The following is a 26448-nucleotide window of genomic DNA, read 5'->3' as shown; positions in this document are numbered from 1 at the left end:
GGAACTGGAACTTCAACAAGTTTTAAGGCACCAATAATTTACACTTTCTACAGTGATTAACCTTCGTTCCTCCACTATCCACGTAGGATGGAAGCGGAAGTTGCGGCGACTCCTGGAGGATCAGCGTGAGTTCGAGACCCTGGACAGGTGCCTTAATTTCTGCAAAGTACACAGAAATACGGCAAAGCGAACCCTTTGCTGTTCACTTGGCTCGGGCCGCGCCCTCCAGAAAGCGTCCGCCAGCTGGAGCTGCAATCCCCTCATACTCACCCCGGCCACTTACACTTGAACTTGAACCGGAACCGGAACCGGAACTGGAACTGGAACTTCAACAAGTTTTAAGGCACCAATAATTTACACTTTCTACAGTGATTAACCTTCGTTCCTCCACTATCCACGTAGGATGGAAGCGGAAGTTGGGGCGACTCCTGGAGGATCAGCGTGAGTTCGAGACCCTGGACTGAACGAAGTGAGGGAAGCGGCTCGGGCCACGCCCTAAGGAAAGCGTCCCCAACTGGAGCTTCCATCCCCTCACACTCACAAACTCACTCACCACTCCAAAGCACTTGCTCTTAAACATAACAAACTTAAAAAAAGTTCAAAAACAAAAAAGCCCAGCCAAGGCTGGACTTTTCAGGTTGCGTATTAGTTAGTTTCAATTAGACCATATTTGCCGTCTTTACGCTTGTAGACAATGTGTGTGCCGTCAGAATCTGCATCTGTGAAGATGAAGAAACTGTGGCCTAGCATGTTCATCTGAAGAATCGCTTCTTCTTGATCCATAGGCTTCAAATCGAACTGCTTTGTACGTACTACGTCGAACTCCGCATCGTCCTCAAGCACTTCGGTATTATTGCTATCAACCGACTGGAAGAAAGCCGCTACACCTTCACGCTCACGTGACTTACGATTAACACGCGTTTTATATTTACGAATTTGACGTTCTAGCTTGTCGACGATTAAATCCACAGCTGCATACATATCGTTGTGACGCTCCTCTGCGCGAAGTGTCAAATTCTTCATTGGAATCGTAATTTCCACTTTTGTTTGCTTATCACTATACACTTTCAAGTTAACATTAGCTGTAGCGTTTACACCTTCTGAAAAGTAACGCTCCAGTTTCTCAACTTTCTTTTCAACGTACTCTCTGATCGCCGGAGTTACCTCGACGTTTTCACCGCGAATATTGAAGTCTAACATATGAACTCCTCCTTTGTTTAAACCCTCACTACCTTACTTCTTCATAGTACCCTTAATATCCTTTCTAAAACGTAAGAAATATGCGGAATTGTAAAGAAACTTCTGATTCATGTGGGTTTTACTCTGTTTCTTTCGCTTTACGGGCATGATGTTTTAATTCCTCGGTGATCAGCGCATCCATTTTCTGCTCTTCCCCAAACTCGAATCCATACTCAAAGCCATATTCGGTTTCTTTTTTCCAAGCCACATTACCTAAAATTTCAATGGGTTGCTTATATATTGTGAATTCCAATTGCAATGCAAGAATTTCTGAACGAACAGGCAAATCGAGATGCGTCACGAACTTCACTCCGCCTGTGCTGATATCCAAAATTTCACAGCGTCCTTCATTGGACAGACTTTTCTCTTCATTATTTAATTGAATCCGAAATGTGGCCGGTATGTAGGGATTGAACGAGTAACGAAAGTAGTCATGGCGATTATAACGCATAGGATTATTCCTTTCTGTTGAATACCTATATGTAAAAAAACCGAAAGAGATTCCTCTCTTCCGGTCATCAGTGCTTCGAATCGAAATAAGCACCGTCTTGAGACATCTTACCATATGGATTTACATAGCTATTCATGTTTTCTTTTTTGGCTTGGGCTTCTGAAATATTTGTTCGAATGGCATGTGTGAAGCGTTCCAGACTAGTCTGTACATCTTTCTCTAAACGAATCAATTCCTTACCAAACTCCTCTTCTTCTGCGGTGAAAGGCTGAACGATTTGTGTCTGTAACAGATCACGTTCATTCAGTATCTTGTCGATTTGCTCGATGACTTCATCACGCTTTTCTTCATCTATTATCTTTACTAGCGCAATCAATTTAAGAGAACGGTCACGCCACATCGTCATGGCAGGTCGGATCATATTTCACTCACGTTCGAGTATTGTTTCGAACGATTGATCTGGATTACTTGTTTCCACGTATCGCGAAACTCTGTAATAATTCCTGCCGCTTCTTCAAACATCGCTGGATCATTTTGGATATTGCCATCGATCAATCGACTATTAACGAATTCGTACAGAACGAGCATGTTTTTGGATACGTCATAGGATGTATCCAATGTCAACATCAATTCAGTCACAATTGCTTGTGCTTTTTGAATCGCAATATTTTTTTGCTCCAAATTACCTTTAGCCAGCTCCATCTTCCCTTGCTGAATAAATTTAAGGCATCCGTTATAAAGCATTAAAGTTAGCTCACCAGGCGTTGAAGTCGTCACCGTATTTGTTTGATATGCTGCATAAGGGTTGTTAGTAGCCATGTTCGTCATTCTCCTTTTCTAGCTAAGTTGCATTACATGCCGCCGCCAAGTGCACTCATTAACGCAGCCGACTGGGAATTGGCACGCTGAATTGCTTGCTCCATCGCGTTAAACTGCTTGTAGTAGCGGCTTTCCATCATTTGAAGCTTCGTTTCAAAACGCTCGATTTGTTTGTCCATGTTTTTGAGGGAGCGACCAAGGGCAAAACTATCGTTTACCGCTGTTGAACTACCCGCTTTGACGGTAATCTTTTTTTGAGCTTCTTGTAGTTCGGTACGATACTTTTGTGCAATTCCATTGTCTTTTCCACCAATTAAATCATAAACTGCATTTGGATTTTCTGAAATTTTGGTACGTAATGTATCTTCATTAATGGTTAATTTACCGTTATCTAAATAGTTCTTTGATGGTTCTATTCCTAAATCTTTGAGACTTATTTGAATTTCTTTTCCATCTTTATCAGTAGAGGTAACAGTACTACTCATAATAGAACGTAGATTATTTAACATAGAAGAAAGTGCCGGATCGCCCTTTAAGGTACCACTTTTGGCCTTTTCTTCCCATAGCTCAATTTCTTTTTCTTTCATATCCGCTTTTTCTTCAGCCGATAATGGATGGAAGGACTTGAATTGTTTTTCTTTGATTTTGCTGTTCAGTTTTTCAATCATTTCGTTATAGTCATTGACGAATTCTACTACTGAATCTAGAACCTTATCAGTATCTGTGGATGAGCTAAACGTCACCGGAGAATCCGTTTTTTGCTTTAGCGATACTTCAAATCCATTTATAGTGAATGTATTAGATGCTCGTGTTGTTTCTAGTCCATTAAAAGTAAACTTTGCATCTACGCCTGCTGTTGATCTAGGTCCTTCAGGATCAAAAAGAGGAACTAAGGCATCTGGATTATCAGGGTTTGGTGGAGATGGAGCATTTAATTTTAGATTATCAGCTATGTCACCTGATAATTTTATCTCACCTGAACCACTGTCCTTAGCACTCAACGCAATCTTTCCAGTACCTGAGTCAAAGAATGCACTAACACCTGATTTTTCATTAATTTTTGCTAGGAGTGAATCAATCGTATCTGTGTCAAGTACCTCAATATCGACTGTATCTTTCCCCGGTGCTGTAATCTTTAATGTATCTTTGCCTGAAATCAGAGAGCTACCATCTGCATTCTTCATATCTTTAAATTCTAATGTTTTTGCCTGTTCATCTGAAATTTTTTCACTGTCATGCTTCAGTACGCCACTCTGTAAAGTGGCCTGCGTAGCCAATTGTTTCACTTCAATCGTCCCCGAAAAGTCTGATGTAGAACCTTTCGCTGTAATACTAACCGCTTTATCATCAGACACGCTGACGTTTTTCTTCATATACGTACTTTGCTTCATGACCGTGTCAAATAGCTTATCACTTGATTTTCTCAAGTCCCGGTTCATGGAACGGTAATCGTCCAGTTGCCATTGTGTGTATTGTTTCTTTTGTGTAATTTTATCAAGAGGAATCCGATGCGCTTTCATCATGTCTCTGATGATTGATTCTGTATCGATTCCCGATGCCAATCCGCCGATTCTCATCGTGCCTCACACCTTTTTCGTTATATTTTATGATCGATTAATAATCCAATAAAGTCTTTCCTTGCTACGTGTATATTGAGTAATTTTTTGAGCGGTATTTCACGAACTACCTCTTCTGTTTTCAGCGTACCCACTCTCATATGATGTTTGCACTGGTTGGGTTGCGGGGCTTTCGTCAATTCGGTTAATCATACTGATCCCCCCGTCTTCAATGAACAATCATTACATATAGTATCGGATTGAAATACGCGATGTTGAGTGTAACGCCAGTTTTTCTTCTATAGATTCATAGCGGATTTATTTTTTAGTTGTTGATGACGGATTAAATTTTTTGCTACTTCTTTCTTATATGAATAAATATTTTCAACGTTATGAAAATCAGACTATTAGAACAGTCGAAAGTAATGTATGATAAGGACAATCTATAAGAGTAAAGGAGCATACATCCATGTTTCATTCCATCAAAACGAAAATGATTCTTCTTGTCCTCGTCCTAGTTGCTGGCGGAGTCCTGACCATGACAGGAATTAGTAGCTGGTTAGTGAAAGAACGCACAGAGAAAAACCTGACAGAATCGAGCAGCACGCTACTAACTGAAATGAGTGCGTCCATTGAAGCGGATTTGCGGCAATACAGTAAAGGGTTAGAGTTGCTGACCGATTCATCAGATTATACGAATGCGACCGCCACAACAGGCGGAGCAAATGTCGTAAAAGCACTCACTCACACATTGGATACATATCCAGACGTATCTAGTACATATCTTAGCTTCGCGACTAAAGAAACGATGATTCGTCCTTACGTGGATTTGACAGAGTTTGATCCGACTGGACGTGAATGGTATCAACAGGCGGTAGCAGAAACGGAACAAGTACATTGGACCAAACCGTATATTGACGAAGCGACGGGTAATTTTGTCATTAGTGCTTCAAAAGCCGTGATGAATGGCGATAAACTTGTTGGTGTGGCGGGAATTGATATTCAATTATCCACCATGTCCGAAGGTATCTCGGCGACAACTATCCCCCACGGCGGTTATGCATTCATTCTCGATTCAGAAGGTACGGCTATCGCCCACCCTTCACTCGTCGGAGAGAATGTCATGGATCGTGATTATGTAGCGGACATGTACAAAGAGCCAGCTGGCCACCATACATTTGAGCAAGAAGGCGTCAAAAAAGTGGATATGTTCACGACGATTCCGAACTTCGACTGGAAACTCGGTGTCATCTATGATCAGAAAAACATGCAATCTCTCGCAACAGGTTTACGAAACGTCATGATGATTGCGGCTGTCGTGACATTGACGTTACTGGCCATCATTCTATTCATTTTCATCAGTCGACTACTGAAGCCGATTTTCCGTTTACAAGAAACCGTGCAACAAGTAGCGGACGGTGATTTAACGGTTAGGGCGAACTTCCATTCCACAGATGAAATTGGAGAACTGGCTGCAGGTTTTGATAAGATGCTGGACCAAATGAACAGTTTAATCACAACCGTTACGCATTCCGCATCGAATGTACTGGCGAGTTCCCAAAACTTGAGTGCAGTATCTGAAGAAACGAATGCGACAAGTGAAGAAATCGCAAGCGCTTTGGCAGAAATCACTAGAGGCGTTGTCGAGTCTGCGGAAAATGCGGAAACCGTGACGACTCGTGCGGAGTTATTGAATCAGCAAATTCAAGAAGCCAATGATACAGCCAGCGAAATGGCGAGCTTGGCAACAGAAGCTGTCACATTCAACGCAAAAGGTCGCGCGCAAATGAGTATTTTAAACTCTTCTTTCAATAACTGGAATCAAGACTTGCATCAAATGGGCGGCATGATTGGCTCATTAGAAGATAAAGTGAAAGCGATCAGTTCCGTCATTGACGCCATCACATCGATCTCTTCCCAAACGAATTTACTCGCGTTAAATGCCAGTATTGAAGCAGCGAGGGCCGGTGAACACGGTAAAGGCTTTGCAGTAGTAGCAAACGAAGTCCGTCAATTAGCGGAACAATCCGCGAGATCTGCTGAACAAGTACGTTCTACCATTCATGAACTGCAAAACGGCACGCAGCATGTCATCGAGCAAATGGACAATACGCGGAATACGTTCGAACGCCAAAGCACAGTCGTACAAGATACGGAAGGAATTTTCGAGAGTATTTCCAGTTTCATCGGCGATATGCAATCTCGCATTCATCAAGTCACTACTGCTCTTCAAGAAATGGATACCCATAAAAACGATGTATCTACGCAAATTCAAATTTTACTATCTACAACTGAAGAATCGGCAGCTGCTTGTGAAGAAGTGAGCGCTTCTTCTGATGAACAACTCCACGCAATCGGCTCTGTTGCCGAAGCGGCTGAAGCCTTGACGCAGTTGAGTGAAGACCTTAGTACTGCCGTGGAACGATTCAAAATCTAACAAGATCCGCCTTTCCTTTTTGAAGGATTGGCGGATTTTTTTATAAAAGCCAAGGCACTCTGAGAATCTCTGCATAGAATAAGGGTAGTTCCACATTTGGAGGTGAAATCATTATGGGAGAATCAGTTAAAGGATCTGGATACGGCGGCGGTTATGAAGGCGGCTTCGGCTTTTCAATGATCGTTGTTCTGTTTATCTTATTGATCATTGTCGGTGCAGGATTTATGGGTTACGGTTGCTAATTACTTAAAAAAATGGAGGTGGAGACATGTTTGGATTCGGTGGATATGGACACGGTGGTGGCGGTTACGGAGGATCTGGTTGTGATACTGGTGGATCGTACGGCTCATGCGGTTCTTCGGGTAACGGATTCGCATTGATTGTTGTACTATTTATCTTACTGATTATTGTAGGCGCCGCTTGCCTATAAGACGTGAAGAAGAAACCTGTCGATTTTTCGACAGGTTTCTTCACTTTTCTTTATAAAACGATGAACATATAGGAAATTTAGCCGATATCAAATTAGGTACAATATAGCATCACACATCTTAGGAGGAGTTGAACACCCCGTGTTACGGTCAATTAAAACAAAAATCATCTTAACCGCTATGATTTTATTCATTCTAGGCATCGCATTAATGACCTTAATGACGAATGAACAAGCGAAGAAACAATCGATAGCCAACGCCATTGATTCGAGTGATGCCATCATCAATGAAATGAGTTTTGGAATTTATCACTTTTTGGACAAGTATGAAAAAGGATTGGCATTGCTGGCAACGACCGATCAAATAACTAAATTTACCGGAGAAAACGGTAAAGAAGTATCTGTTAAGGAACTAGAGGAACATCTCGATAATTTCTTGCCTATGTATACAAGTGCAGATGCCATCTATTATTCATTGCCATCTAAATTTACAGTCTTAAAACCGGATGGTGATTTGACGGGTTATAATCCGACGACGAGAAATTGGTATAGATTAGCACAAGAAAATCCAGACGAAGTGCAATGGACGGAGCCGTATTTAGATGATACAACCAATCAGTTTGTCATCACTGCTTCCAAAGCTATTATGAAGGATGGTACATTTATCGGTGCTCTTGGACTGGATATTGAACTGAGCGCTCTGACAGACGAAATAGCGAGCCGTGATATCGGGTATAACGGGTATCCTGTGTTAATCGACGATCAAGGACTGGCGATCGTTCATCCTTCCAAATCAGGAACCGATGTAACAAACGAAGCCCATTTCAAAAAAATGTATGATGCGGATAGTGGTGTAATCCAATATACCGACGATCAAGGGATTGATAAGCGCAATATCTATACGACGATTCCCGACTTAAACTGGAAAATTGGCGCAGTTTATGAAGAAAGCGATCTTGGCGCTATGGCGCGTTCATTACGCAACTCCATGTTAATCATTGCACTTGTGACGTTGATTCTCACATCCGTCGGTCTATTCATTACCATCAGCCGTATGTTAAAGCCACTCGATACAGTCAAGGAGTTGATGGCCAAAGTGTCTGACGGAGATCTGACAGTACGTTCAGAAAACCAGAGTGCCGATGAAATTGGTATCCTGAGTCGTGACTTCAATCATATGGTGCAAAATATGAACGAAATCATCACAGTCGTTCATACATCAGCAGACAATGTCCGATCGAATTCCGAAAGCTTAAGTGCCGTATCAGAAGAAACGAGTGCAGCAAGCAATGAAGTTGCAATGGCTGTCGGAGAAATCGCACAAGGTGCCGCCAAATCTGCAGAAGATGCAGAAATTGTGACAGAACGCATCGACCTTCTCAGCCAGGAAATCAATGAAATTCGAGAAAAATCGCAAGTGATGCTGGATATTGCTACTCAAACAGGTATTCAAAATACCAATGGTCAGCAACAAATGCATGCACTGAAGACTTCCTTTACAACTACAGGTAAAACGCTAGAAGAGATGTCCACCGACATTGATTCACTCGCAATTAAAGTACAAGCAATCGGTAGTGTCATGGAAACGATCATGAACATTTCAAAACAAACCAACCTCTTGGCACTAAACGCAAGCATTGAAGCGGCAAGAGCGGGAGAGCACGGCAAAGGATTCGCCGTCGTAGCAGAAGAAGTACGCAAACTGGCTGAACAATCCGCACGTGCCACAGACGATGTCAAAGTTACAATTGAAGAATTACAAAAAGGATCACATATCGTATCGGAACAAATGCAACAAACGATCCACACATTCCGCGACCAAGGCGTAGTCGTCGGAGATACAGAAAATACGTTTGAAGAACTATCTTCACTCATGGATACGATGCAAGAATCCATCCATCTGGTATCCGATGAAATTCAATTAATCGCTACGCATAAGGATGACGTGTCCTTAACGGTTGAAACCATGTCTGCCACATCACAAGAAACTGCAGCGGCTTGCGAAGAAGTCAGCGCATCCTCAGAAGAACAACTTCGCGCCATCCAATCGGTAACAGAAGCCGCCGAAACATTGACTGAACTGAGCGAGAAGCTATCAGAAGTCATTGCACAATTTAAAATGTAACAGGTTTTAGAGAAGATCCCCATCACGGGGATCTTCTCTTTTTCGTGCGCGCTCTATTGGACATGCTATCCGATCATACTCAGTGCGCGAGCGCTCTATCAAACTCGATATCCGATCATACCCAGTGCGCGAGCGCTCTATTGAACTTGGTATCCGATCATACTCAGTGCGTGAGCGCTCTATCAAACTCGATTTCCGATCATACTCAGTGCGTGAGTGCTCTATCAAACTCGATTTCCGATCATACCCAGTGCGCGAGCGCTCTATCAAACATATCCGATCATACCCAACCCACGAGCGCTCTATCAAACACGTTATCCGCTCATACTCAACCCACGAACGCTCTATCAAACTCGATTTCCGCTCATACCCAACCCACGAACGCTCTATCAAACACCAAATCCGCTCATACCCAACCCACGAACGCTCTATCAAACACCCCATCCACTAACAAAAAAAACAACCACCCCCACCAACTTCATCCAATAAAACCACTTCATTTCCACCCCCAAAAGCATACGCTTCTCCCCAACCAAAACTACTTTATGACGATTCGATATCCCTTTTAAAACTTTCTATTATATAAATACCCAGGGAATACAAAGTGTCGTGCACGACCTGAAGAGGTCACATTTATGGAAAGCAGACAGAATGAAAACTTTGAACACGTAATGGAACAATACGAACCGATGATCTCAGCGGTCATCAGAAAACTAAACATCTATCGTGATTTTGACAACTTCCGTCAAACCGGACGCATCGCCCTATTTCATGCATGGACACGCTTTGATGAAACCAAAGGAAATTTCACGCCGTTCGCCTATCGTTCCATCTACGGTGCGATGCTCGACGACTTAAAAAAAGAAAGTCGATTCAACGAAGTCAACACATCAGTCGAAAGCGAAACCTTAGAACACCTAACACAAAACAACTTCACCGAAGACCCTAACAACGAATTACACGAAATCATCACCGCACTCCAGACTAATGAACGCGAACTGCTAATCAATCTATATGTAGAAAACAAAACCCAAGCTGAATGCGCCACTCACTTCGGTATTTCGGTTTCAGGAATTAAAAAACGTCGGGAAAAACTATTAATGAAATTAAAAGACCAACTAACGGCCAAACGTAATTTAGAAATATAAACAAAAGCAAGAGCTTCCCATTTAGGTAGCTCTTGCTTTTGTCTCTATACATTTTATTATATTAGCTGACGATTCCAGTTGGACGTAAATGAAAGGCAGCGCTTCACGTTACGTCAACCCTTCCACTTGCGAAACCCACGACGTTGCGCAAAACGCGCGCAAGACGAACAAACTTTAATCTTCTTATCATTCGGCAAATAATACCCCTGATAAACAGACGTCCGCTTCTTACAATATTCACACTTCGGCTTAAAGAAATCAAACAACATACTCTTCCCCCCTGACCGCTCATGAACAGAGTTCCCAACCAAACGATTCATTAGTACATTGATTATACCACCCAACTATCAAAACAGTGAACATTTCACAATCCATTCGACAGAAAAAGCGCTCCTCCAAAGAGGAACGCTATGTATACATCTATTTACTCATCCGTAATCTCATAATTGCCACGCTTGTGATTCTTTCGGATCAAATACGTCTTATACTCTTTCCTATCACCGAGCGCCATCTGCGTGAACCTTGCTGTCAAACCATTCTTTAACATACACGTTCGCTGGTATCTTTTCTGGAACACCGAATAACTGCAGTTCACAGTGAAAACATTGCCATCACGGAATATCACTTTTGTATGGCCTTTATCGAACGGTAAGAATGTCAAGATTTGTGACAATGAAAACCACACGCATTCAGTACTCGAAGGTGAATTACTTGGAAATAAATATATATCCAATCGCTCATTCACCATCACAGGTGTCATATGGATTCTCCCCATTAACGCCTTGCCCCCGTCGATCCCGCCGCGCAAACTTGTCCCGTAAAACTGCATGCTCAAGTCCACTACCTCAGTTGGACTTTTGTCCACTCGTACAAAATCACCGTCTTTCAGTAACACCGCACATAACTTTCCCACGTCATCATAATACGGAAATACCATACTCGTTCCCGGTGAAATCACTGACTTTGTTTCTTCATCCATGCCCCATTATCCCCCTTTTTGTAGAAACTCCTTTCGATTAGTAGGATAAAGGGGTATACTAGCGATATGTTGGTATACACCAGCTATTAAATCCTCGAGTCTGTCTCCCACGACATGAAGCACTCGGGGATTTTCTTTATCCACTACGTGACGCATTCTATTCTCACCTCCTTTCAGACATATACATTAACGCACTAAAAAACAGGCCAATAAATATAGCTTTAGTTATCGACCTGCATTCATTCATTTGTAGAAATAGTAAGCGTTTACATAGCCTTTTGCGCATAAAGTACCTGTCTTATAGACAAGTATATAGTACTATATGGATTTCGTCTATATTAATTTCCAGTATTCTGAATTTATTGTTGAATTGCTGTATCATTTGCCATATTATGTATTTAAATGATGGCTCTCTAGAAGTATTGCCTATAATGTTGATGGAAAATAAAATAGGACAGGACGGTGTATTTTTTGAATCGCTTAATTACTAATCTCCCCGAATATGTGCTAAATCAAATATTGGAAAATGCGTTTCAATGGTTCGTTGTAGTGGACCAAGATGCCAAAATTATCTATATGAATCAAGACTATTGTAAATTTCTTCACATTGAACAACGCGATACTATAGGCCGTCCTGTGAATGAAGTGATTGAAAACACCCGCATGCACGAAGTGGTGAAATCTGGAGAAGAACATATTGCCTCTCCTCATTATATTAAAAGAACATATATGCTGGCGAATCGAATACCAATCAGAGTGGATGGTGAAGTGGTCGGCGCATTCGGCAGCGTAGTGTTCCGAGATCTACACGACTGGCATCATCTAAGCTCTCATGTAAAACAGACGTTAGAGAAAATTCATATGGGGGAAGTGGCGCAAGTGCCTAACTCCTATCAAATGACGGATATAAAAGGGTCTTCATCCAGTATTCTTTCCATTAAAGAGACTATTCATATGATCGCTCCGAGTGACTTGCCTGTGCTTATTCAAGGTGAAAGCGGAACTGGGAAAACCTTGTTCGCTCATAGTATCCACCAATTATCGAATCGCTCAGATGAGCCGTTAATTACAGTGAACTGTGCGGCAATACCACCTGATTTATTGGAAACCGAATTGTTTGGACAAGGAAGTACGAGTAATCGAAAAAGCAGAATTCAACTAGCTGACGGTGGCACTTTATTTATAGATGATATCGGTAGCCTGCCCTTACCTGTTCAAGTGAAGCTTCTTCGATTATTGAATGACGGCGTAGTCGAATCATTGAATTCGCATCAGGCAGAACCGGTAAATGTCCGGATTATCGCTTCTTCTAGCCAACCATTAACTGAACTCATCGAAATGAATCAATTCCGAACCGATCTCTACTACCGTATCCAAGCGATTACGCTAAATGTGCCACCACTGCGTGAACGAATGGAAGATTTCTCTGAGATTATCAGTTTCATATTCCATAAGACCATTCGTCAGACAGGAAAAAGAAGTTTGGAGTTTTCGAAAGAGACATTGGACTACTTGAACGCGTACCGATGGCCAGGCAATATACGTGAACTTCAACATGTCATTCAGGCGGCGGTTTATTTAACAAGCGGTGATACGATTACACCAGATGCCTTGCCGCCACAAGTTAAACAGCGCAAGATGAACTATTCCCCTAGCTCACGAACACTTGCCGAATCACTAGAAGAAGTGGAACGAACCATTCTTCTTGATACGTTAGCACAATTTCCGAATAAAAAAGAAGCCGCCGTTATACTTGGTTTAAGTAAAAGTACGTTATATGAGAAATTAAAAAAATATGAGATAGGACCTACTTTCCGATAAGGTGGAATTCATTCCGATATTCCGGACTAGTCTCCTATTATTTCACTACCAGAATTCCTGAAATCCGGAATTATTTTCAGCCATAAACATGTAAACGTTGCTATGTAACGGTTTGCATGTTTTTTTGTTTTCTGTTTAAATACATGAAAGCGCTTCACTTGTAACAATTCAGACAAACTATTTTAAAAACGGAGGGATACGGATGGGTATATTAGGGATGATTGGACTGATCGGTGGTTTAGCTTTACTGATTATTTTAACGATGAGAGGCATGAACATTTTAATCGCTGGACCGGTCTCGGCTTTATTTGTCGCATTAATGAGTGGCATGGCATTATTCCCTCAACTGGCTGGCGAAGGAGAAGAAAACTTCGTCACTAGCTATATGACAGGATTTACAAGTTTCATCATGTCGTGGTATTTAATGTTCCTACTCGGGGCTATTTTCGGTAAAGTAATGGAAGACAGCGGAGCGGCAGATGCCGTTGCGAAATGGTTCGTAGAAAAGCTCGGCATGAAGTTCGCGGTACTCGCCATTGTGATGGCTTGTGCGATTCTAACATATGGCGGCGTGAGTTTGTTCGTCGTTGCGTTCTCTGTGTATCCGATGGCTATCTCGCTTTTCAAGCAAGCAAATCTACCGAGACGTTTCATACCTGCTACATTAGGGCTCGGCTCCGTGACGTTTACGATGACGTCAGCGGGATCACCTGAAATCCAAAACTGGATCCCTATTGAATTTCTTGGAACGAATGCGTACGCCGGCTGGGAAGTCAGTCTCGTCGTCGCATTGTTCATGGCCTTCTTTGGCTACTGGTGGCTTAAGCGCATCATCACAAAGGCTGTCAAGAAAGGCGAACGTTTTGTTGACAGAGCATCAGATCCTACATTCGATACGACGCGCGCATTGCCGAACCCATTCCTATCCATGATTCCATTGGCAATCGTCTTGATCATTTCTTATGTATTCCATGACAAACTAGCACAATCTGCATTAATTCTAGCTTTACTCGGTGGCATCATCTCCACCTATTTCGTCGGCAGAAAATACTCACAAAACTACGGTGCAGCGGTTTCAGCGGGTACACTCGGCGCAATGGTCGCAATTGGCAACACAGCCGCTGTCGTTGGATTCGGTGGCGTAGCAAAAGCAGTCCCCGCATTCCAAGATGCCGTCGCCGTGATGACAAATATCCCTGGCTCTCCGTTAATCGGTGCAGCAATCGCCGTATCGGTTATCGCCGGTATGACTGGATCCGCTTCTGGTGGGCAAGCTATTGCTCTACCGCTATTCGCACCCCATTACATGGATATGGGGGTCAATCCGGAAGCACTTCACCGCGTCGTGGCGATTTCATCTGGTGCGCTCGATTCATTGCCACATAATGGCTATGTTGTCACGACGATTCAGTCTATCGCTGGTGAAACGCATCGTGCTGCGTACGGTGCAATGGCGGCAGTTACAGTTATTGTGCCGACTATCGGTGTCATCATCGCAATCGTTTTATTCTCACTAGGATTCGGTATTTAATAGGTCAAGGAGGAAATCCATATGGTAAAAGATAAAGTATTGCTCATCACAGGGGCAGCTCAAGGAATAGGATTCGAAATATCGAAAGCATTCGCAGAAGCTGGCGCCATTGTCGTGTTGACCGATTTGAATGAAGATAAAGTAAAAGAAGCGGCTGTCACGTTAGGTGGCGGCGCAATCGGCTTGAAATGTGACGTAACGAAAGAACAAGATATTCAACATGCAATCGATGAAGCTATTGCGTGCTTCGGCAGAATCGACATTTTGATTAACAACGCAGGTTTGCAGCACGTCGCAAAGCTCGAAGACTTCCCTACTGCACGATTCGAACTGCTCGTGCAAGTGATGCTCACTGCGCCATTCATTGCGACAAAGCTAGTATTGCCGCATATGAAGAAACAGAAATTCGGTCGAATCTTAAACATGGCGTCTATTAACGGACTCGTGGGATTTGCAGGCAAAGCGGCTTACAACTCTTCCAAACACGGCGTCATCGGGTTGACGAAAGTAGCCGCTCTTGAAACGGCAGCTGACGGTATTACCGTCAATGCGATTTGCCCTGGCTACGTCGATACGCCTCTCGTGCGCAATCAATTTGAAGACTTAGCAGAAGTTCGTGGTGTCCCTCTCGAATCGGTACTGGAAGAAATTATTTATCCTCTAGTTCCACAGAAACGTTTACTAGATGTGAAAGAAATAGCGGATCTCGCGTTATATCTTTCAAGTGATAGCGCGAAAGGTATTACAGGTCAAGCCGTTGTGCTAGACGGTGGGTATACCGTGCAATAAAGTTTCATTCATTTCTAAAAAGTAGGCGTAGCAATAGAACTACGCTTTTCCATAAGCAATCAAAAAAGTTCTCAACTCGACTTGACGTCGGTTGAGAACTTTTTTACTTACAACACACTGAGCTCTGAATCCTTCCTATCGCTAATGAACATACAACCTGGAGAATGCGTGATCATAATGGCCGGCTTACTTTGCATGGCTACAGCTTGCGGAGTAACGCCGCACGCCCAGAACACAGGGATTTCGCCTTCATTGATCGTCACCGCGTCACCAAAGTCAGGTGCGGAAATGTCGTCTATTCCAATCAAACTAGGATCACCGAGATGAATCGGTGCCCCGTGAACGTCAGGGAAACGCGTCGTAATTTGAATCGCGCGAATCGCGTCTTGCGCATTCATGGGTCGCATGCTGACTACGGTCGGCCCTTCAAAAACACCCGACTTTGTGCAGGCAATAGACGTTTTATACATCGGGACATTGCGATTTTCTTCGATATGCCGAATAGGAATTCCACTTGCAAGTAACGGTGCTTCAAATGTGAAACTACAGCCGATTAAAAAGCCGACCATATCGTCTTCCCAGTAGTCCGTGATATCATTCACTTCTTCAGTCAACACACCGTCTCTATAAATGCGATAACTCGGTAGTTCACTGCGAATGTCTGCATCTTCCGCGATCTTAGCGGGACGATACGAACCCGGTTCTGTGACATCGAGCAATGGACAAGACTTCGGATTACGCTGGCAAAACAGCAGGAAATCCAGCGCATGCTCTTGTTTTAATATGACCAAATTCGCTTGCGTAAAGCCCGTAGCCATCCCGGACGTCTGCCCCGTAATGGTTTGCTGTCGAATCAACTTCCGAACTTCTTGTGCTTTCATGGAACGATACGCTTCCATCAATAAAACCTCCTATTCATCAGTCAAAGAGTAATGGAATCTGTTCAATCAATGTCATAACACCCAACACACCCATTACGACGACGACGACTGCGCCGCCAATCGTCAACCAAAGTGGATGCTTATATTCACCCACAATATCTTTCTTATACGCTGCAATGAGCAACGTACCGAGTGCTAGTGGCAGAATCAATGCATTCACTGCCCCTACCAATAACAGAATCGTGACTGGCTTGCCAACAAATGCGAACGTCGAAGTCGATATCACAATGAATAAAATAATGATCCAGTTGTGATATTTTTCGATAAGTGGGTGGAACGAGCGGATGAACGAAACCGACGTATACGCTGCACCGACGACAGACGTGATAGCTGCTACCCACATGATGACTCCGAACAATCTCAACCCAAGTTCGCCTGCTCCCAGTTGGAACACCGATGCAGGTGGATTGTCTGGATCGATTTGCAATCCTTGTGCAACGATTCCGAGCACCGCTAAAAATAATGCCACGCGAATGATACCAGTGACTGCAATACCCGTGACAGAACTTTTCGTAACTAACGGGACAGAATCAATTCCTTTAATCCCCGCATCTAGCAAACGGTGTCCTCCTGCAAACGTAATGTAACCGCCGACTGTTCCGCCAACCAATGTGACGATTGCGAAGAAACTAATTTCAGACGGATTAAACGTTCGAATGATCGCTTCCCCGACTGGTGGCGATGTCTTGAACGCGACGAATACGACCAAAATAATCATGATCACACCCGCGACCGCCACGACTTTGTCCATTACTTTACCTGCTTCTTTTACTACGAAGATCAAAATCGCGAAGATCGCACTGATGATCGCGCCCATAATGGGATCGATGCCAACCATCGCGTTAAGCCCTAAACCTGCCCCCGCTACGTTTCCGATATTAAACGCCAGGCCCCCTGCGACAATGAGGAAAGCCAGAACGAAACCTAATCCGGGTAGCACTTTATTGGCAATTTCCTGTCCACGTAAACCCGACACCGCGATAACTCTCCAAATATTCATTTGGGCAAAGACATCCAAAATTAATGAAATTAAAATAACGAAACCGAAACTTGCTGCAAGTTGTTCCGTAAATACAGTAGTCTGTGTTAAAAAGCCTGGTCCGACAGATGACGTGGCCATTAGGAACGCGGCGCCAAGTAAGACCCCACGAGTTACTTTTTTCTGTTCCTGCTCATGAGTAAGTCCTAACTTCTCATTTTTCATACAGCATCCTCCCTGCCGGAAATAGCGCTAATCGTAATTTCTTCACCACGTAGGCGATCTGTAATGTATTTCGCGAACTCGACTGCGTGCTCTCCATCTCCATGAATGCAAATCGTATCTGCACGTAGCGCGACATCGGTCTGTTGCTGCGAACGTACTTTTCCTTCTTTCACCATCATAATCACTTGTGCTGCAGACTTTTCTTGATCGGTAATCATCGCATCGTCTTGCGAACGCGAAGTGAGCATACCGTTTGATTGATACGTACGATCGGCAAATACTTCATGCGCCGTCACAAGTCCAATCGCTTCCCCAGCTCTTGACAATTCACTATCCGCAAGAGCGAACAATACAAGGCTCGGCGATACATCATAGACGGCCTGTGCAATCGCTTCGGCAATGCCTTGATCTCTTGACGCCATTTGATACAGCGCGCCATGCGGCTTAACATGCTGCATCGGTTCTTGATGTACAGCTAAAAACGCTTGCAGTGCACCAATTTGATAGACGACCATGTCATACGCTTCTTGAGCGGTAATATTCATATCTCGTCGTCCGAATCCAACTAAATCCGGTAATCCTGGATGCGCACCGATTCGGACGCCATTGTCGATCGCAAGCTGTACCGTCTCCCGCATCACGGAAGGATCTCCTGCGTGGAATCCGCACGCTATATTGGCAGACGTAACATATTTCAAAATTTCTTTTTGTTCGCCTAATGTATAACGACCAAAACTTTCTCCCAAATCACTATTCAAATCTACTTTTGCCATGTATATGACCTCCTATGTTTTTCACAATGAACGAACCCGCCAACAGGAAGTAAGCGTTTGCATTCAACTTAGTTCCGATATTCGAAACCGAGGTTTTGAACTTGAAACTTAGTCTATCACAAAAATCTTTTGTTGAATAGACCATTATCTAAATATGGTGAGTATTTTCATTAACCGAATAATAAGCTTGTATTTTCTCTCTAGAAATCTATAATAGAACTACGATTCGTTTTTCAGAATAACGGTTTCGAATTTCGGAATTTGAAGGAGATGTTACGATGAGTGATCAGAAATCTCTCGATATCAAAGCACTTGGCGATTCTGCCATTTTGATAAAATTAGGCGAAGGCATCCATCCTTCCGTCCATCAACAAGTGAAAAACCTGTCTTTCCTATTGGATGAATACCCATTCGACGGATTCATCGAGTCGGTTCCTGCCTATAATAGCTTGGCGGTGTACTACTCTCCGTATCTTGTCCATCAATCAACACATGGCTTTCAAACAGACGGCACGCCTTTGGAAAAAGTCATTCATTATATCAATACGCTAGCTGACCAAATATCCGACCTTCCGGTTACTGAAGGAAGAGTAGTCGAGATTCCGGTTCTATACGGCGGAACATTCGGTCCCGATCTACACATCGTGGCGGAAACGCATAATCTGTCTATTGAAGAAGTCATTGAAATTCATACGACACCTGAATATCTCGTGTACATGATCGGCTTCGCACCAGGATTTCCGTTTCTCGGTGGCCTCGATGAACGAATTGCGACACCGCGAAAATTAACGCCACGGACATCGATTCCTCCTGGCTCGGTCGGAATTGCCGGCAAACAAACCGGTGTCTATCCACTTGAAACACCAGGTGGTTGGCAAATTATCGGACGTACACCAACGGATCTATTCGTACCGGAATTATCTCCCCCGTCTTTATTGCAGTCAGGAGACAAAATCACATTTTATCCGATAACACAACAACAGTATGACGAGCAAAAGAAGGTGAAGATATGTCAGTAAACGTATTGAATGCCGGGCTTTTGACGACCGTTCAAGATATCGGGCGGACCGGTTCGCAAAAGTTCGGTGTTCTTGTAAGCGGTGCCATGGATAGTTATTCCATGCGCATCGCGAACCTACTTGTCGGCAACGATGAACGGGAAGGTGTTCTCGAAATCACATTATTTGGCACGATGCTGCGGTTTGAAGAAGATACATTGATCGCCATTACAGGTGGAGATCTTCAGACAACAATTGACGGGATACCGGTTGCGAATTGGCGGCCTGTTATTATTAAAAAAGGCTCCATTCTCAAGTTCGGCTTTGCGATTGAAGGTTGTCGCGCGTATTTGGCAATTGCTGGTGGAATCGATATACCGGTTGTGATGGGAAGTAAAAGTACGTATTTGGTGGCGGGAATTGGTGGGTTCAAAGGAAGAGCATTGCAGCAAAACGATCACTTGTCGTTCGGTCAGTTGACGAAATCAAACGACAAAGTCTTTACACGGATTGAACGAGCTGGCACACCAGACTGGGCTGTACCGCATCATCCGTTCATCAGCTTGGCTTCCACACAAACGATTCGAATCATGGAAGGCACTGAATATCCGTACTTTGATGAAGCCAGTAAACAACGACTAGTTAGCGAGCCGTATGTCGTCACGCCGCAATCTAACCGAATGGGCTTACGACTTGAAGGACAAGCACTTTCATTAACGGAAAAACTGGAATTGCTATCGGAAGGCGTGACGTTCGGAACGATTCAAATCCCGCCTAACGGCAAACCGATTATTTTAATGGCGGATAGACAAACGGCTGGCGGCTATCCGAAAATCGGACAAGTCATCACCGCTGACTTAGGCAGCCTATCGCAAGTGAAACCTAACGCGAAACTTACTTTTAAACTCATCACCCATGCAGAAGCAGAGCGTGAACTTATCGCAAAAGAAGAGCGGATCAACCAAATCAAAATTGGAATTCAGCAGAAACTTCAATAGTAAATAAAAAACCTTGCATTTCAGTATAACTCTACTAAAATGCAAGGCTTCATTCATCCTGTATATCCAAGCTGCCTGGAGATTTCCAATGCGGCTTTTTTTACTTTTGGAACGAGTATTTTCACATGCTCTTGTTGATAATTCGCTTCAATACCCGCGATACTAATGCCCGCGATTACATCTCCATTAAAATCAAAGATGGGCGCCGCCACAGCAGATGTGAAATTCTCAAGCTCTGAATTACTGAGCGTATAGCCGTTCTGCCGTGTCTCTTGAATAGATGCGAGCAACGACTCTCGATCGGTGAACGTACCAGTACCGAACTGCTGTAATTCGGTCTTATCCAAATACTCGGCGATATAGCTATCCGAAAGATAGGACAAAATAATCCGAGAACAAGCCCCTGCATACAACGGACTGCTTCTACCAATCGCTGTATACAAACGAACTTTCTGGAATGTATCGATCTTCTCCACATAAATCGCGTGATCTCCTTGACGGACAATCAAATTAATCGCTTCTTTCACATCTTGGTGAAGCTCTTCCATAATCGGATACGCAATCTTTCGAATGTCCAGCCGTTTCGAAACCAAACTACCATATTTCAACAGCAACAAACCGAGACGATACTGTGAATCCGCGCCTTTCTCGAGAAACTTCATTTCTTCAAGCGACGATAGCATGCGATAGACGGAGGATTTCGGGATTCCCGATAGGTCAATGATTTCTTGGAAAGTCAGTGCTGGATGATCGACGAATAGGTTGAGTATGTCCAAGGAGCGGACGACTGTTTTATTGTTTGTGCTCATGTTGGCTCCTTTCTGATAGATAGTCTAGACCCATTTCTATATTTTGAATGAAAACTCGTATGGTTGATTATAGCATTGAAGTAGATGGAAGCACATCCCATTTTGTCATCATGAAGTACATGATGGCTTTCCCATCATGCTAACGGCCACGTCTTCATCACCGCCCGCGCCACATGACTACCACTCAATGCAGAAGACAGCGTCCCAGGACCTGGAAACGACTGCTCGCCTGCAATGTATAATTGCGGCAAAGAAGAACGCACACTTTTCGGCTTCCAAATCGCATTCCTGACAGTCAAAGGAAAACCGCCTACTTCTGACTTACCGATATACTTTTGATAGGTCTTCGGTGAACCCGCTTCCGAATACAGTACATACTCTTCAACGGGAAGAACTTTTTGAATTTCAGCAAACATGGCTTGCGCTATAATTTCCTTCTTTTCTTCATACGCTTCTTTTGATAACTCTTCCCACAGCTCGGCATCTGTATGAATCGAACAAGTCATCATCATCTCGTCTTCGATGCGTTCATTCCGGCGATCATAAGCAGGCTGAAACGTCACATAGACCGGGCCGTGACCATCTGAATGAAGTACCGTCCGTTCTTTGTCCGGTACGATCTGCATCGCAAAAGGTAACGGTCTGCCATCCAATTCTTGATGCCAGAATGCGTCTGAAAGAAGCGCATCAATTCGGAAAGCGCCCCACGCAAACTCCTTGGATTCGGAATGACTCGTACGCGGTCCGAACGAAACACCTGCATTGTTGACCACCACGTCATAGTGTTTCGTCTTCTTCCTACTAGTCACAAGCCACTTTTTCTCTTGATATAGCAATTCCGTTACAGGAGACGCAGTAATTACTTCCCCGCCTAGTGCCACAATTCGCTCTGCCAAAAGTTCACTCAACTGACTCATTCCTTTTTCCACATAGAAGCTGCCTCGTCTGTAAATAGTGAGCGCAAGGCTCGACGGCAATAAAGCCGCTTCCGTACAATCCGTTTGTGCCGCGTCAAGCAACTGCGCATCGATGAATTGTCGCAACGGTTCATACGTATCGAGTTTATACGCGCGAAGCAAATCCTCCACTGTCCGCGTAGCATAGCGAGCTAGACGCAACATACTTCTAGGGTGTGTAACCGCATGGCTCGGTAACTTACCCAAGTCATATAGGTGCGCTATTGGCAACGACACGCCAGTAGCTGTCACGCCATATACCGCTTCACTGATTTGCTGTAATGTACGCCAAAAGGCGATAACGTCTTGTCGTCTTTCAGGAAAAACACGCGAAAGCTCATTTTCCCAAGCCATTTTATCTCGATACAATGAAATCTGTCGGTCTTCCATCACCACATCCATCGGGTGATCGAGCAAAACAAACGGGACTTTCAAATCGAGTTTAGTAAACAGCGTGTCTAATAATCCGTGCTCTTCCAATCCAAAAGCAATCGTCGCACCGGCAGGAAATATACGTTTATTTCGTACATAGGAACCTGCTGACCCACCGACTCTCGTAGCTTTTTCAAGAACCGTCACTTGATATCCTTCTTTGACTAACAAAGCGCCGGCCATTAACCCGCCCATACCCGCACCGATAATGCATACAGTTTTACTCATGAAGATCACCTTCTTTCTGTATAGTGAAAGTTTCACTAAAAGACGTTGCACTAGTATTCCTGATGAATGGATGTCACAAAAATACCGCTTAATTATCTTGTAATTCTTACCGATCATCATATCACACGCCTCACGAACCTATGTATCATCTACTTCCATCTACATTCTATCGTGACGAGTAGACAATTCCCCAGCAGTCTATTTCCCATGTTATACTAGTACATATTGTAAAAAAAGGAGTTCTTTTATATGCCATACGATGTACTATTATTCGATTTAGACGATACATTATTCGATTTTGAAGAAACTGAAAAACACGCACTCGGCAATACATTCCACACGTTCGGACTACCAAACGGTTTAGAAGCGTACCGTGACACATACCGCGCGATCAGCTCCGTCATCTGGGACGATCTCGAGCAAGGACGCATCACACTGGAAGAATTAAAAGTAGAACGTTTCCGTCGGTTATTCACACAGCACGAACTGCAAGTAGATGCTTCACATTTTGGAGAGCTATACATCGAAAATCTAGGCCACGAATCACATATGATCGACGGCGTGGAAGAGATGATTACACAGCTAGCTGATTACCGATTGGCGATCTTAACAAACGGTTTCACCATCGCGCAGCACGCTCGCATCGCGGGGTCTCCTTTACGCGATACATTCGAAGCGATCATTGCTTCTGAAGAAACAGGCTACAAAAAGCCACAGCCTGAGATTTTCGAATATACATTTCAGAAACTAGGCATCACAGATCCTTCACGTGTACTGATGATCGGTGATTCGTTAACGTCCGATATACAAGGTGGAATCAACGCGGGTATCGACACATGCTGGTTCAATCCAGACCGTCGTGAAAACCGTACAGCAATTCAGCCGACCTATGAAATTCATTCATGGGCAGAATTCAGCTTAGGACGCAAGAAAGTAACGAATAACTAATGTGAAATTCAAAACGACTACACCCTCCAATACAGTTCGTTGGAGGGTGTAGTTATGTAAAAATTCATTACCTGTTTTCGCTTGCCGCCTCAATAAATTTCTTAAACAACTTCAACGACAACGCATCTTTTTGTTTCACCATCGCTTCAGGGTGCCACTGAACACCTACCATAAAACGATGCGCCGTACTTTCCAGCGCTTCAATCACACCGTCTTTCGCAACCGCTGTCACGACAAGTGGTGCTTTCACTTCCTTCACCGCCTGATGATGCAGCGAATTCACTCGCACTTCAGAAGTACCCGCCCACTCCGCCAACCGACTATCCCCTACAATATCAATGGAATGAAAAGCATAGTCTAAATCTGTCAGCTGATAATGCTGCAACAAATCCTCTGACAGCTGCGCATACATATCCTGATAAATCGTCCCACCAAACGCCACATTCATCAACTGATAGCCTCGACAAATCCCAAACACGGGCTTATCTAGATCCGCCATCGTTTTAAATAGCGCAAGCTCCGACTGATCCCGCTCAGGCAGCACTTTCCCAAGCTGCCGATGTGGTTCTTCGCCATACAAATACGGATCTAGATCTTCCCCACCAATTAGCAATAAACCATCTAACCGATCACAAACGTCTTCAATCGCTTCGAGTCCGACTGGCAAAATAACAGGTACGCCACCTGCTTGTCGAACGGCCTGTATGTATCTAGTCTGAACTAATGTATCACCGTTTTGATCTAGATCTGACGTGACCCCGATTACTGGTTTCATGTATGGCACTCTCCTCTTTAATACTACCAACGTTCCTACGGTGAAAGTAGGCACAATATATTCTATACCCCAATTGATGGGAAGTTAGTCGGGATGATGCATGACTTAATAGGGAAATTTGAAAACCCAGACCCTCCGAATAGAAGATCTGGGATGAATGCAATATCGTTTTATACGTTTTCACAACAACTTTGTACCGAACTTTTAATTCTCATACACCTTATAAAACCGCTCTAACCCTTCGATAAGACGCTCCGTCCGCTTCGCTGTATATTGTTCAAACGAAGGATCTTCCTTTTCTTTAACGAGCGACCATAACGACCAAAGAAAGTCCGACTTCAACTTTTGCAGATCCAGCGACTTTTTCGAAGTAGCCGGCAAACCGTAATAATTGAGTAACACTTGCTCTTGCTGCTCACTTAACTCCCGTTCCAAAACAAACGCCGCTAAATCCCATTCCGGCAAATAATTCGCACTGTACTCCCAGTCGATCAACAGCACTTGCTTCGCATCATTCTGAATAAAATTACCCGTCACCGAATCCATATGACACAGCGCATACTCTTGCCGCTCCCCTTGCATCAACTTCCTCAACCGCTCCTCCAACAACACATACAGGGAAGGAATTTCCGTTAACGCCTGTTTATACTTCTCTACTTCACCCCAATAATCAAAACGATTCCTAAACTCCCTAGTCGACGAATGAAGCGTAGACAACACACCCGCCACTTTCTCCAAATACTCCGGTGTCACAATCAAATCCCGCGTCAAATCAGCCGTCGCATCATAATACGGAGTCATTTTAATCCCGTCATCCGTAAACACCACATTCCCGACCGTCACCCCAATTTCAGCCGCAATCTGCTGATTCGCTTTCTCATTTTGGCGATTAATAATATCTTCAAACTCATGCGCGGGAAAACGTAAAACGTATTTTTGTCCTTTGTGTTCGACCAAGAAGTTCAGATTGGTAAGACCGCCTAGTCTTTTGATGTATGTAAGTTCTTCGATTAGAAACACGTTTTTGCACCTCTGTTTTCTGTACTATAGTATGTATTGTTCTTCCGGTTGACTTCTAAATTCCAAGTATTCATTTATTATTCAAAAAATTAACTCGACAATCAGTTGATGGAAATTAAATACTTTACCGCATATATCTTTTCTTATCACTCCATAGATCAAGCGTTTACTTACGAATGTCAACTCACCTATTAAGATATTATCTTTCAACGCATCATTTAAATCAATAGTAATACTAGATTTCCTATAGATCCATTGAAATGTAGGCGATGTAATGACTGTCTTAATTTCAACTTCACTAATTTCTCTGTCTAAACTGTACTTGAATAAGTTTTCTCTGACCTACTGTTTACAAATTCTTTGACTTGTTCAAGAAACTTCGCTGCTATAGCATTTTCTATATCGTCTTGTAGAGTTCATGACACTCTGTGTGGATTCACTCTGCGTGTCCACTCTCACTTTTCATATAGCGCTTTTTCACGAAAAGGATACACCCATTAACAATTATTTTTGTGAGTGACATGCTTTCGGTTTTTGTCATTCACGTATTGAATAATGAAATGTGCAACGTCGAGATTCTTCTCGACAATGGTTTTATTATTAAGATTCTTTAAGTTCTTTGGTTATTGGCCTGGCGGGTTTAGGCAAGTGCACTTGCTCAATGTCGTCAGGTACACCTGTCGGATTTGGGCAGATTACCTGTGACTACTGGGCAGGGCCTTGTCTCATATTGGGTGGGTTAATTTTTATGTATTTGAGTAGGGATTTTTTATTGATCAAAAAGGTTATTTGATCATGAAATAAATATTTATTAATCACCTACATACCATTTTTTCAAAATCTCCACACCGTATCTATAAATACTTTCATTGTCTTTAAATAAAAATTGTGGTCTATAAGATAATGAGATATCAGTAGCACTTAATCTGTGTGCTTTTGGGTATAAATTCATGACCAACTGAATAAGTATTCTTTGGGAGGTGTTTTATTTAAATGAATATTGAACCAAAAGAGTTATTATTAAAAATGAAAGAGCATGACTTT

25 protein-coding genes and 1 pseudogene are annotated in these 26448 nt (G+C 43.3%); 12 read left to right on the top strand and 14 right to left on the bottom strand.

All coding sequences use genetic code 11. The features are described 5' to 3' along the window. Window positions 1-125: 125 nt before the first annotated feature. The gene (locus CSV73_RS14650) at window positions 126-353 is read left to right on the top strand and encodes a hypothetical protein (protein ID WP_085133021.1); all 228 of its coding nucleotides are present in this window, start codon (window positions 126-128) and stop codon (window positions 351-353) included. A 292-nt stretch (window positions 354-645) separates the two neighbouring features. Here CSV73_RS14650 and hpf read toward each other — a convergent pair whose 3' ends face one another. The 6 genes from hpf to CSV73_RS16380 form a co-directional block, all read right to left on the bottom strand. Next, window positions 646-1200 carry a ribosome hibernation-promoting factor, HPF/YfiA family gene (gene hpf / locus CSV73_RS14645; RefSeq protein WP_099627955.1) on the bottom strand — a complete coding sequence of 185 codons (555 nt, stop codon included), beginning with the start codon at window positions 1198-1200 and terminating at the stop codon, window positions 646-648. A gap of 118 nt (window positions 1201-1318) precedes the next feature. Continuing rightward, a complete protein-coding gene (locus CSV73_RS14640) occupies window positions 1319-1690 on the bottom strand; it encodes a PilZ domain-containing protein (RefSeq protein ID WP_158232360.1) in 372 nt (123 codons plus the stop codon). A gap of 67 nt (window positions 1691-1757) precedes the next feature. After that, on the bottom strand, window positions 1758-2111 hold the full coding sequence (gene fliT / locus CSV73_RS14635) for a flagellar protein FliT (RefSeq protein WP_099627953.1): 354 nt from the start codon (window positions 2109-2111) through the stop codon (window positions 1758-1760). Further along, window positions 2108-2509: a flagellar export chaperone FliS gene (gene fliS, locus CSV73_RS14630; protein WP_085133016.1), complete on the bottom strand. Its 402-nt coding sequence runs from the start codon at window positions 2507-2509 to the stop codon at window positions 2108-2110. The genes fliT and fliS overlap by 4 nt, the downstream gene beginning before the upstream one ends. 32 nt (window positions 2510-2541) lie before the next feature. Next, the gene (locus CSV73_RS14625) at window positions 2542-4086 is read right to left on the bottom strand and encodes a flagellar hook-associated protein 2 (RefSeq protein ID WP_099627952.1); all 1545 of its coding nucleotides are present in this window, start codon (window positions 4084-4086) and stop codon (window positions 2542-2544) included. Window positions 4087-4106: 20 nt separating this feature from the next. Continuing rightward, window positions 4107-4226: a flagellar protein FlaG gene (locus CSV73_RS16380; RefSeq protein WP_143560966.1), complete on the bottom strand. Its 120-nt coding sequence runs from the start codon at window positions 4224-4226 to the stop codon at window positions 4107-4109. 308 nt (window positions 4227-4534) lie between these two features. Here CSV73_RS16380 and CSV73_RS14620 point away from each other — a divergent pair, with 308 nt between their 5' ends. The 5 genes and pseudogenes from CSV73_RS14620 to CSV73_RS14600 all read left to right on the top strand — a co-directional run bounded on the left by CSV73_RS14620 (window position 4535) and on the right by CSV73_RS14600 (window position 10202). Further along, window positions 4535-6502, top strand: coding sequence for a methyl-accepting chemotaxis protein (locus tag CSV73_RS14620; protein WP_099627951.1), 1968 nt, complete (start codon window positions 4535-4537; stop codon window positions 6500-6502). A 113-nt stretch (window positions 6503-6615) separates the two neighbouring features. Beyond that, the gene (locus tag CSV73_RS14615) at window positions 6616-6744 is read left to right on the top strand and encodes a YjcZ family sporulation protein (protein WP_085133013.1); all 129 of its coding nucleotides are present in this window, start codon (window positions 6616-6618) and stop codon (window positions 6742-6744) included. 110 nt (window positions 6745-6854) lie between these two features. Further along, window positions 6855-6932 (top strand): annotated as a pseudogene (locus tag CSV73_RS16995) (YjcZ family sporulation protein); the annotation flags it as partial. A gap of 139 nt (window positions 6933-7071) precedes the next feature. Next, entirely contained in the window at window positions 7072-9054 is a 1983-nt protein-coding gene (locus tag CSV73_RS14605; protein ID WP_099627950.1) for a methyl-accepting chemotaxis protein, read from the top strand. Between the two features lie 635 nt (window positions 9055-9689). After that, a complete protein-coding gene (locus CSV73_RS14600; protein WP_099627949.1) occupies window positions 9690-10202 on the top strand; it encodes a sigma-70 family RNA polymerase sigma factor in 513 nt (170 codons plus the stop codon). A 424-nt stretch (window positions 10203-10626) separates the two neighbouring features. On the opposite strand, the gene CSV73_RS14595 is transcribed toward CSV73_RS14600, so the two are convergent. Further along, window positions 10627-11181, bottom strand: a complete 555-nt coding sequence (locus CSV73_RS14595; RefSeq protein WP_085133009.1) for a competence protein ComK — start codon at window positions 11179-11181, stop codon at window positions 10627-10629. Window positions 11182-11652: 471 nt separating this feature from the next. Here CSV73_RS14595 and CSV73_RS14590 point away from each other — a divergent pair, with 471 nt between their 5' ends. The 3 genes from CSV73_RS14590 (at window position 11653) to CSV73_RS14580 (ending at window position 15322) form a co-directional block, all read left to right on the top strand. Next, the gene (locus tag CSV73_RS14590; RefSeq protein WP_099627948.1) at window positions 11653-13002 is read left to right on the top strand and encodes a sigma-54 interaction domain-containing protein; all 1350 of its coding nucleotides are present in this window, start codon (window positions 11653-11655) and stop codon (window positions 13000-13002) included. 208 nt (window positions 13003-13210) lie between these two features. Further along, the gene (locus CSV73_RS14585; RefSeq protein ID WP_232319265.1) at window positions 13211-14533 is read left to right on the top strand and encodes a GntP family permease; all 1323 of its coding nucleotides are present in this window, start codon (window positions 13211-13213) and stop codon (window positions 14531-14533) included. A gap of 21 nt (window positions 14534-14554) precedes the next feature. Further along, window positions 14555-15322 carry a 3-hydroxybutyrate dehydrogenase gene (locus CSV73_RS14580; RefSeq protein ID WP_099627947.1) on the top strand — a complete coding sequence of 256 codons (768 nt, stop codon included), beginning with the start codon at window positions 14555-14557 and terminating at the stop codon, window positions 15320-15322. Window positions 15323-15429: 107 nt separating this feature from the next. On the opposite strand, the gene CSV73_RS14575 is transcribed toward CSV73_RS14580, so the two are convergent. The 3 genes from CSV73_RS14575 to CSV73_RS14565 are packed head-to-tail and all read right to left on the bottom strand — an operon-like array spanning window position 15430 to window position 18240. Beyond that, on the bottom strand, window positions 15430-16221 hold the full coding sequence (locus tag CSV73_RS14575; protein WP_099627946.1) for a putative hydro-lyase: 792 nt from the start codon (window positions 16219-16221) through the stop codon (window positions 15430-15432). Window positions 16222-16240: 19 nt separating this feature from the next. Next, entirely contained in the window at window positions 16241-17467 is a 1227-nt protein-coding gene (locus tag CSV73_RS14570; RefSeq protein ID WP_099627945.1) for an NRAMP family divalent metal transporter, read from the bottom strand. Beyond that, entirely contained in the window at window positions 17464-18240 is a 777-nt protein-coding gene (locus tag CSV73_RS14565) for a LamB/YcsF family protein (RefSeq protein ID WP_099627944.1), read from the bottom strand. The genes CSV73_RS14570 and CSV73_RS14565 overlap by 4 nt, the downstream gene beginning before the upstream one ends. Window positions 18241-18518: 278 nt before the next feature. Between CSV73_RS14565 and pxpB the strand changes: the two genes are divergently transcribed. Beyond that, a complete protein-coding gene (pxpB, locus tag CSV73_RS14560) occupies window positions 18519-19259 on the top strand; it encodes a 5-oxoprolinase subunit PxpB (protein WP_099627943.1) in 741 nt (246 codons plus the stop codon). Next, window positions 19250-20236 (top strand): 5-oxoprolinase subunit C family protein, encoded by a 987-nt coding sequence (locus CSV73_RS14555; RefSeq protein ID WP_099627942.1) that lies wholly within the window; start codon window positions 19250-19252, stop codon window positions 20234-20236. The genes pxpB and CSV73_RS14555 overlap by 10 nt, the downstream gene beginning before the upstream one ends. A gap of 53 nt (window positions 20237-20289) precedes the next feature. Here the strand turns inward: CSV73_RS14555 and CSV73_RS14550 are convergent, their stop codons facing one another. Further along, complete coding sequence (locus tag CSV73_RS14550; protein ID WP_099627941.1) at window positions 20290-21045, bottom strand: IclR family transcriptional regulator; 756 nt, start codon at window positions 21043-21045, stop codon at window positions 20290-20292. A gap of 134 nt (window positions 21046-21179) precedes the next feature. After that, window positions 21180-22661, bottom strand: a complete 1482-nt coding sequence (locus CSV73_RS14545) for a phytoene desaturase family protein (RefSeq protein WP_158232358.1) — start codon at window positions 22659-22661, stop codon at window positions 21180-21182. Window positions 22662-22910: 249 nt separating this feature from the next. On the opposite strand from CSV73_RS14545, the gene CSV73_RS14540 reads away from it, so the two are divergent. Then, entirely contained in the window at window positions 22911-23609 is a 699-nt protein-coding gene (locus CSV73_RS14540) for a YjjG family noncanonical pyrimidine nucleotidase (protein ID WP_085132998.1), read from the top strand. Between the two features lie 67 nt (window positions 23610-23676). Here the strand turns inward: CSV73_RS14540 and CSV73_RS14535 are convergent, their stop codons facing one another. Together CSV73_RS14535 and CSV73_RS14530 are read right to left on the bottom strand one after the other, a co-directional pair. After that, window positions 23677-24384, bottom strand: coding sequence for a gamma-glutamyl-gamma-aminobutyrate hydrolase family protein (locus CSV73_RS14535; RefSeq protein ID WP_085132997.1), 708 nt, complete (start codon window positions 24382-24384; stop codon window positions 23677-23679). Window positions 24385-24588: 204 nt separating this feature from the next. After that, on the bottom strand, window positions 24589-25404 hold the full coding sequence (locus CSV73_RS14530) for a choline kinase family protein (protein ID WP_085132996.1): 816 nt from the start codon (window positions 25402-25404) through the stop codon (window positions 24589-24591). Window positions 25405-26448: the final 1044 nt, after the last annotated feature.

The organism is Sporosarcina sp. P1 (assembly GCF_002743155.1).
In the GTDB taxonomy this organism is placed as follows: domain Bacteria; phylum Bacillota; class Bacilli; order Bacillales_A; family Planococcaceae; genus Sporosarcina; species Sporosarcina ureae_B.
The sequence above is the reverse complement of the archived record's forward strand: the minus strand, read 5'-3'. Positions and strand labels throughout refer to the sequence as shown.

Excerpts from the sequence above, each read along its gene's own strand:
- CSV73_RS14600 (WP_099627949.1), top strand. The coding sequence starts at position 9,690 with ATGGAAAGCAGACAGAATGAAAACTTTGAACACGTAATGGAACAATAC.
- CSV73_RS14615 (WP_085133013.1), top strand. The coding sequence starts at position 6,616 with ATGGGAGAATCAGTTAAAGGATCTGGATACGGCGGCGGTTATGAAGGC.
- CSV73_RS14640 (WP_158232360.1), bottom strand. The coding sequence starts at position 1,690 with ATGCGTTATAATCGCCATGACTACTTTCGTTACTCGTTCAATCCCTAC.
- fliT (WP_099627953.1), bottom strand. The coding sequence starts at position 2,111 with ATGATCCGACCTGCCATGACGATGTGGCGTGACCGTTCTCTTAAATTG.
- CSV73_RS14565 (WP_099627944.1), bottom strand. The coding sequence starts at position 18,240 with ATGGCAAAAGTAGATTTGAATAGTGATTTGGGAGAAAGTTTTGGTCGT.
- hpf (WP_099627955.1), bottom strand. The coding sequence starts at position 1,200 with ATGTTAGACTTCAATATTCGCGGTGAAAACGTCGAGGTAACTCCGGCG.
- CSV73_RS14555 (WP_099627942.1), top strand. The coding sequence starts at position 19,250 with ATGTCAGTAAACGTATTGAATGCCGGGCTTTTGACGACCGTTCAAGAT.
- CSV73_RS14575 (WP_099627946.1), bottom strand. The coding sequence starts at position 16,221 with ATGGAAGCGTATCGTTCCATGAAAGCACAAGAAGTTCGGAAGTTGATT.
- fliS (WP_085133016.1), bottom strand. The coding sequence starts at position 2,509 with ATGGCTACTAACAACCCTTATGCAGCATATCAAACAAATACGGTGACG.
- CSV73_RS14580 (WP_099627947.1), top strand. The coding sequence starts at position 14,555 with ATGGTAAAAGATAAAGTATTGCTCATCACAGGGGCAGCTCAAGGAATA.
- CSV73_RS14595 (WP_085133009.1), bottom strand. The coding sequence starts at position 11,181 with ATGGATGAAGAAACAAAGTCAGTGATTTCACCGGGAACGAGTATGGTA.
- CSV73_RS16380 (WP_143560966.1), bottom strand. The coding sequence starts at position 4,226 with ATGAGAGTGGGTACGCTGAAAACAGAAGAGGTAGTTCGTGAAATACCG.
- CSV73_RS14620 (WP_099627951.1), top strand. The coding sequence starts at position 4,535 with ATGTTTCATTCCATCAAAACGAAAATGATTCTTCTTGTCCTCGTCCTA.
- CSV73_RS14570 (WP_099627945.1), bottom strand. The coding sequence starts at position 17,467 with ATGAAAAATGAGAAGTTAGGACTTACTCATGAGCAGGAACAGAAAAAA.
- CSV73_RS14540 (WP_085132998.1), top strand. The coding sequence starts at position 22,911 with ATGCCATACGATGTACTATTATTCGATTTAGACGATACATTATTCGAT.
- pxpB (WP_099627943.1), top strand. The coding sequence starts at position 18,519 with ATGAGTGATCAGAAATCTCTCGATATCAAAGCACTTGGCGATTCTGCC.
- CSV73_RS14545 (WP_158232358.1), bottom strand. The coding sequence starts at position 22,661 with ATGAGTAAAACTGTATGCATTATCGGTGCGGGTATGGGCGGGTTAATG.
- CSV73_RS14625 (WP_099627952.1), bottom strand. The coding sequence starts at position 4,086 with ATGAGAATCGGCGGATTGGCATCGGGAATCGATACAGAATCAATCATC.
- CSV73_RS14535 (WP_085132997.1), bottom strand. The coding sequence starts at position 24,384 with ATGAAACCAGTAATCGGGGTCACGTCAGATCTAGATCAAAACGGTGAT.
- CSV73_RS14550 (WP_099627941.1), bottom strand. The coding sequence starts at position 21,045 with ATGAGCACAAACAATAAAACAGTCGTCCGCTCCTTGGACATACTCAAC.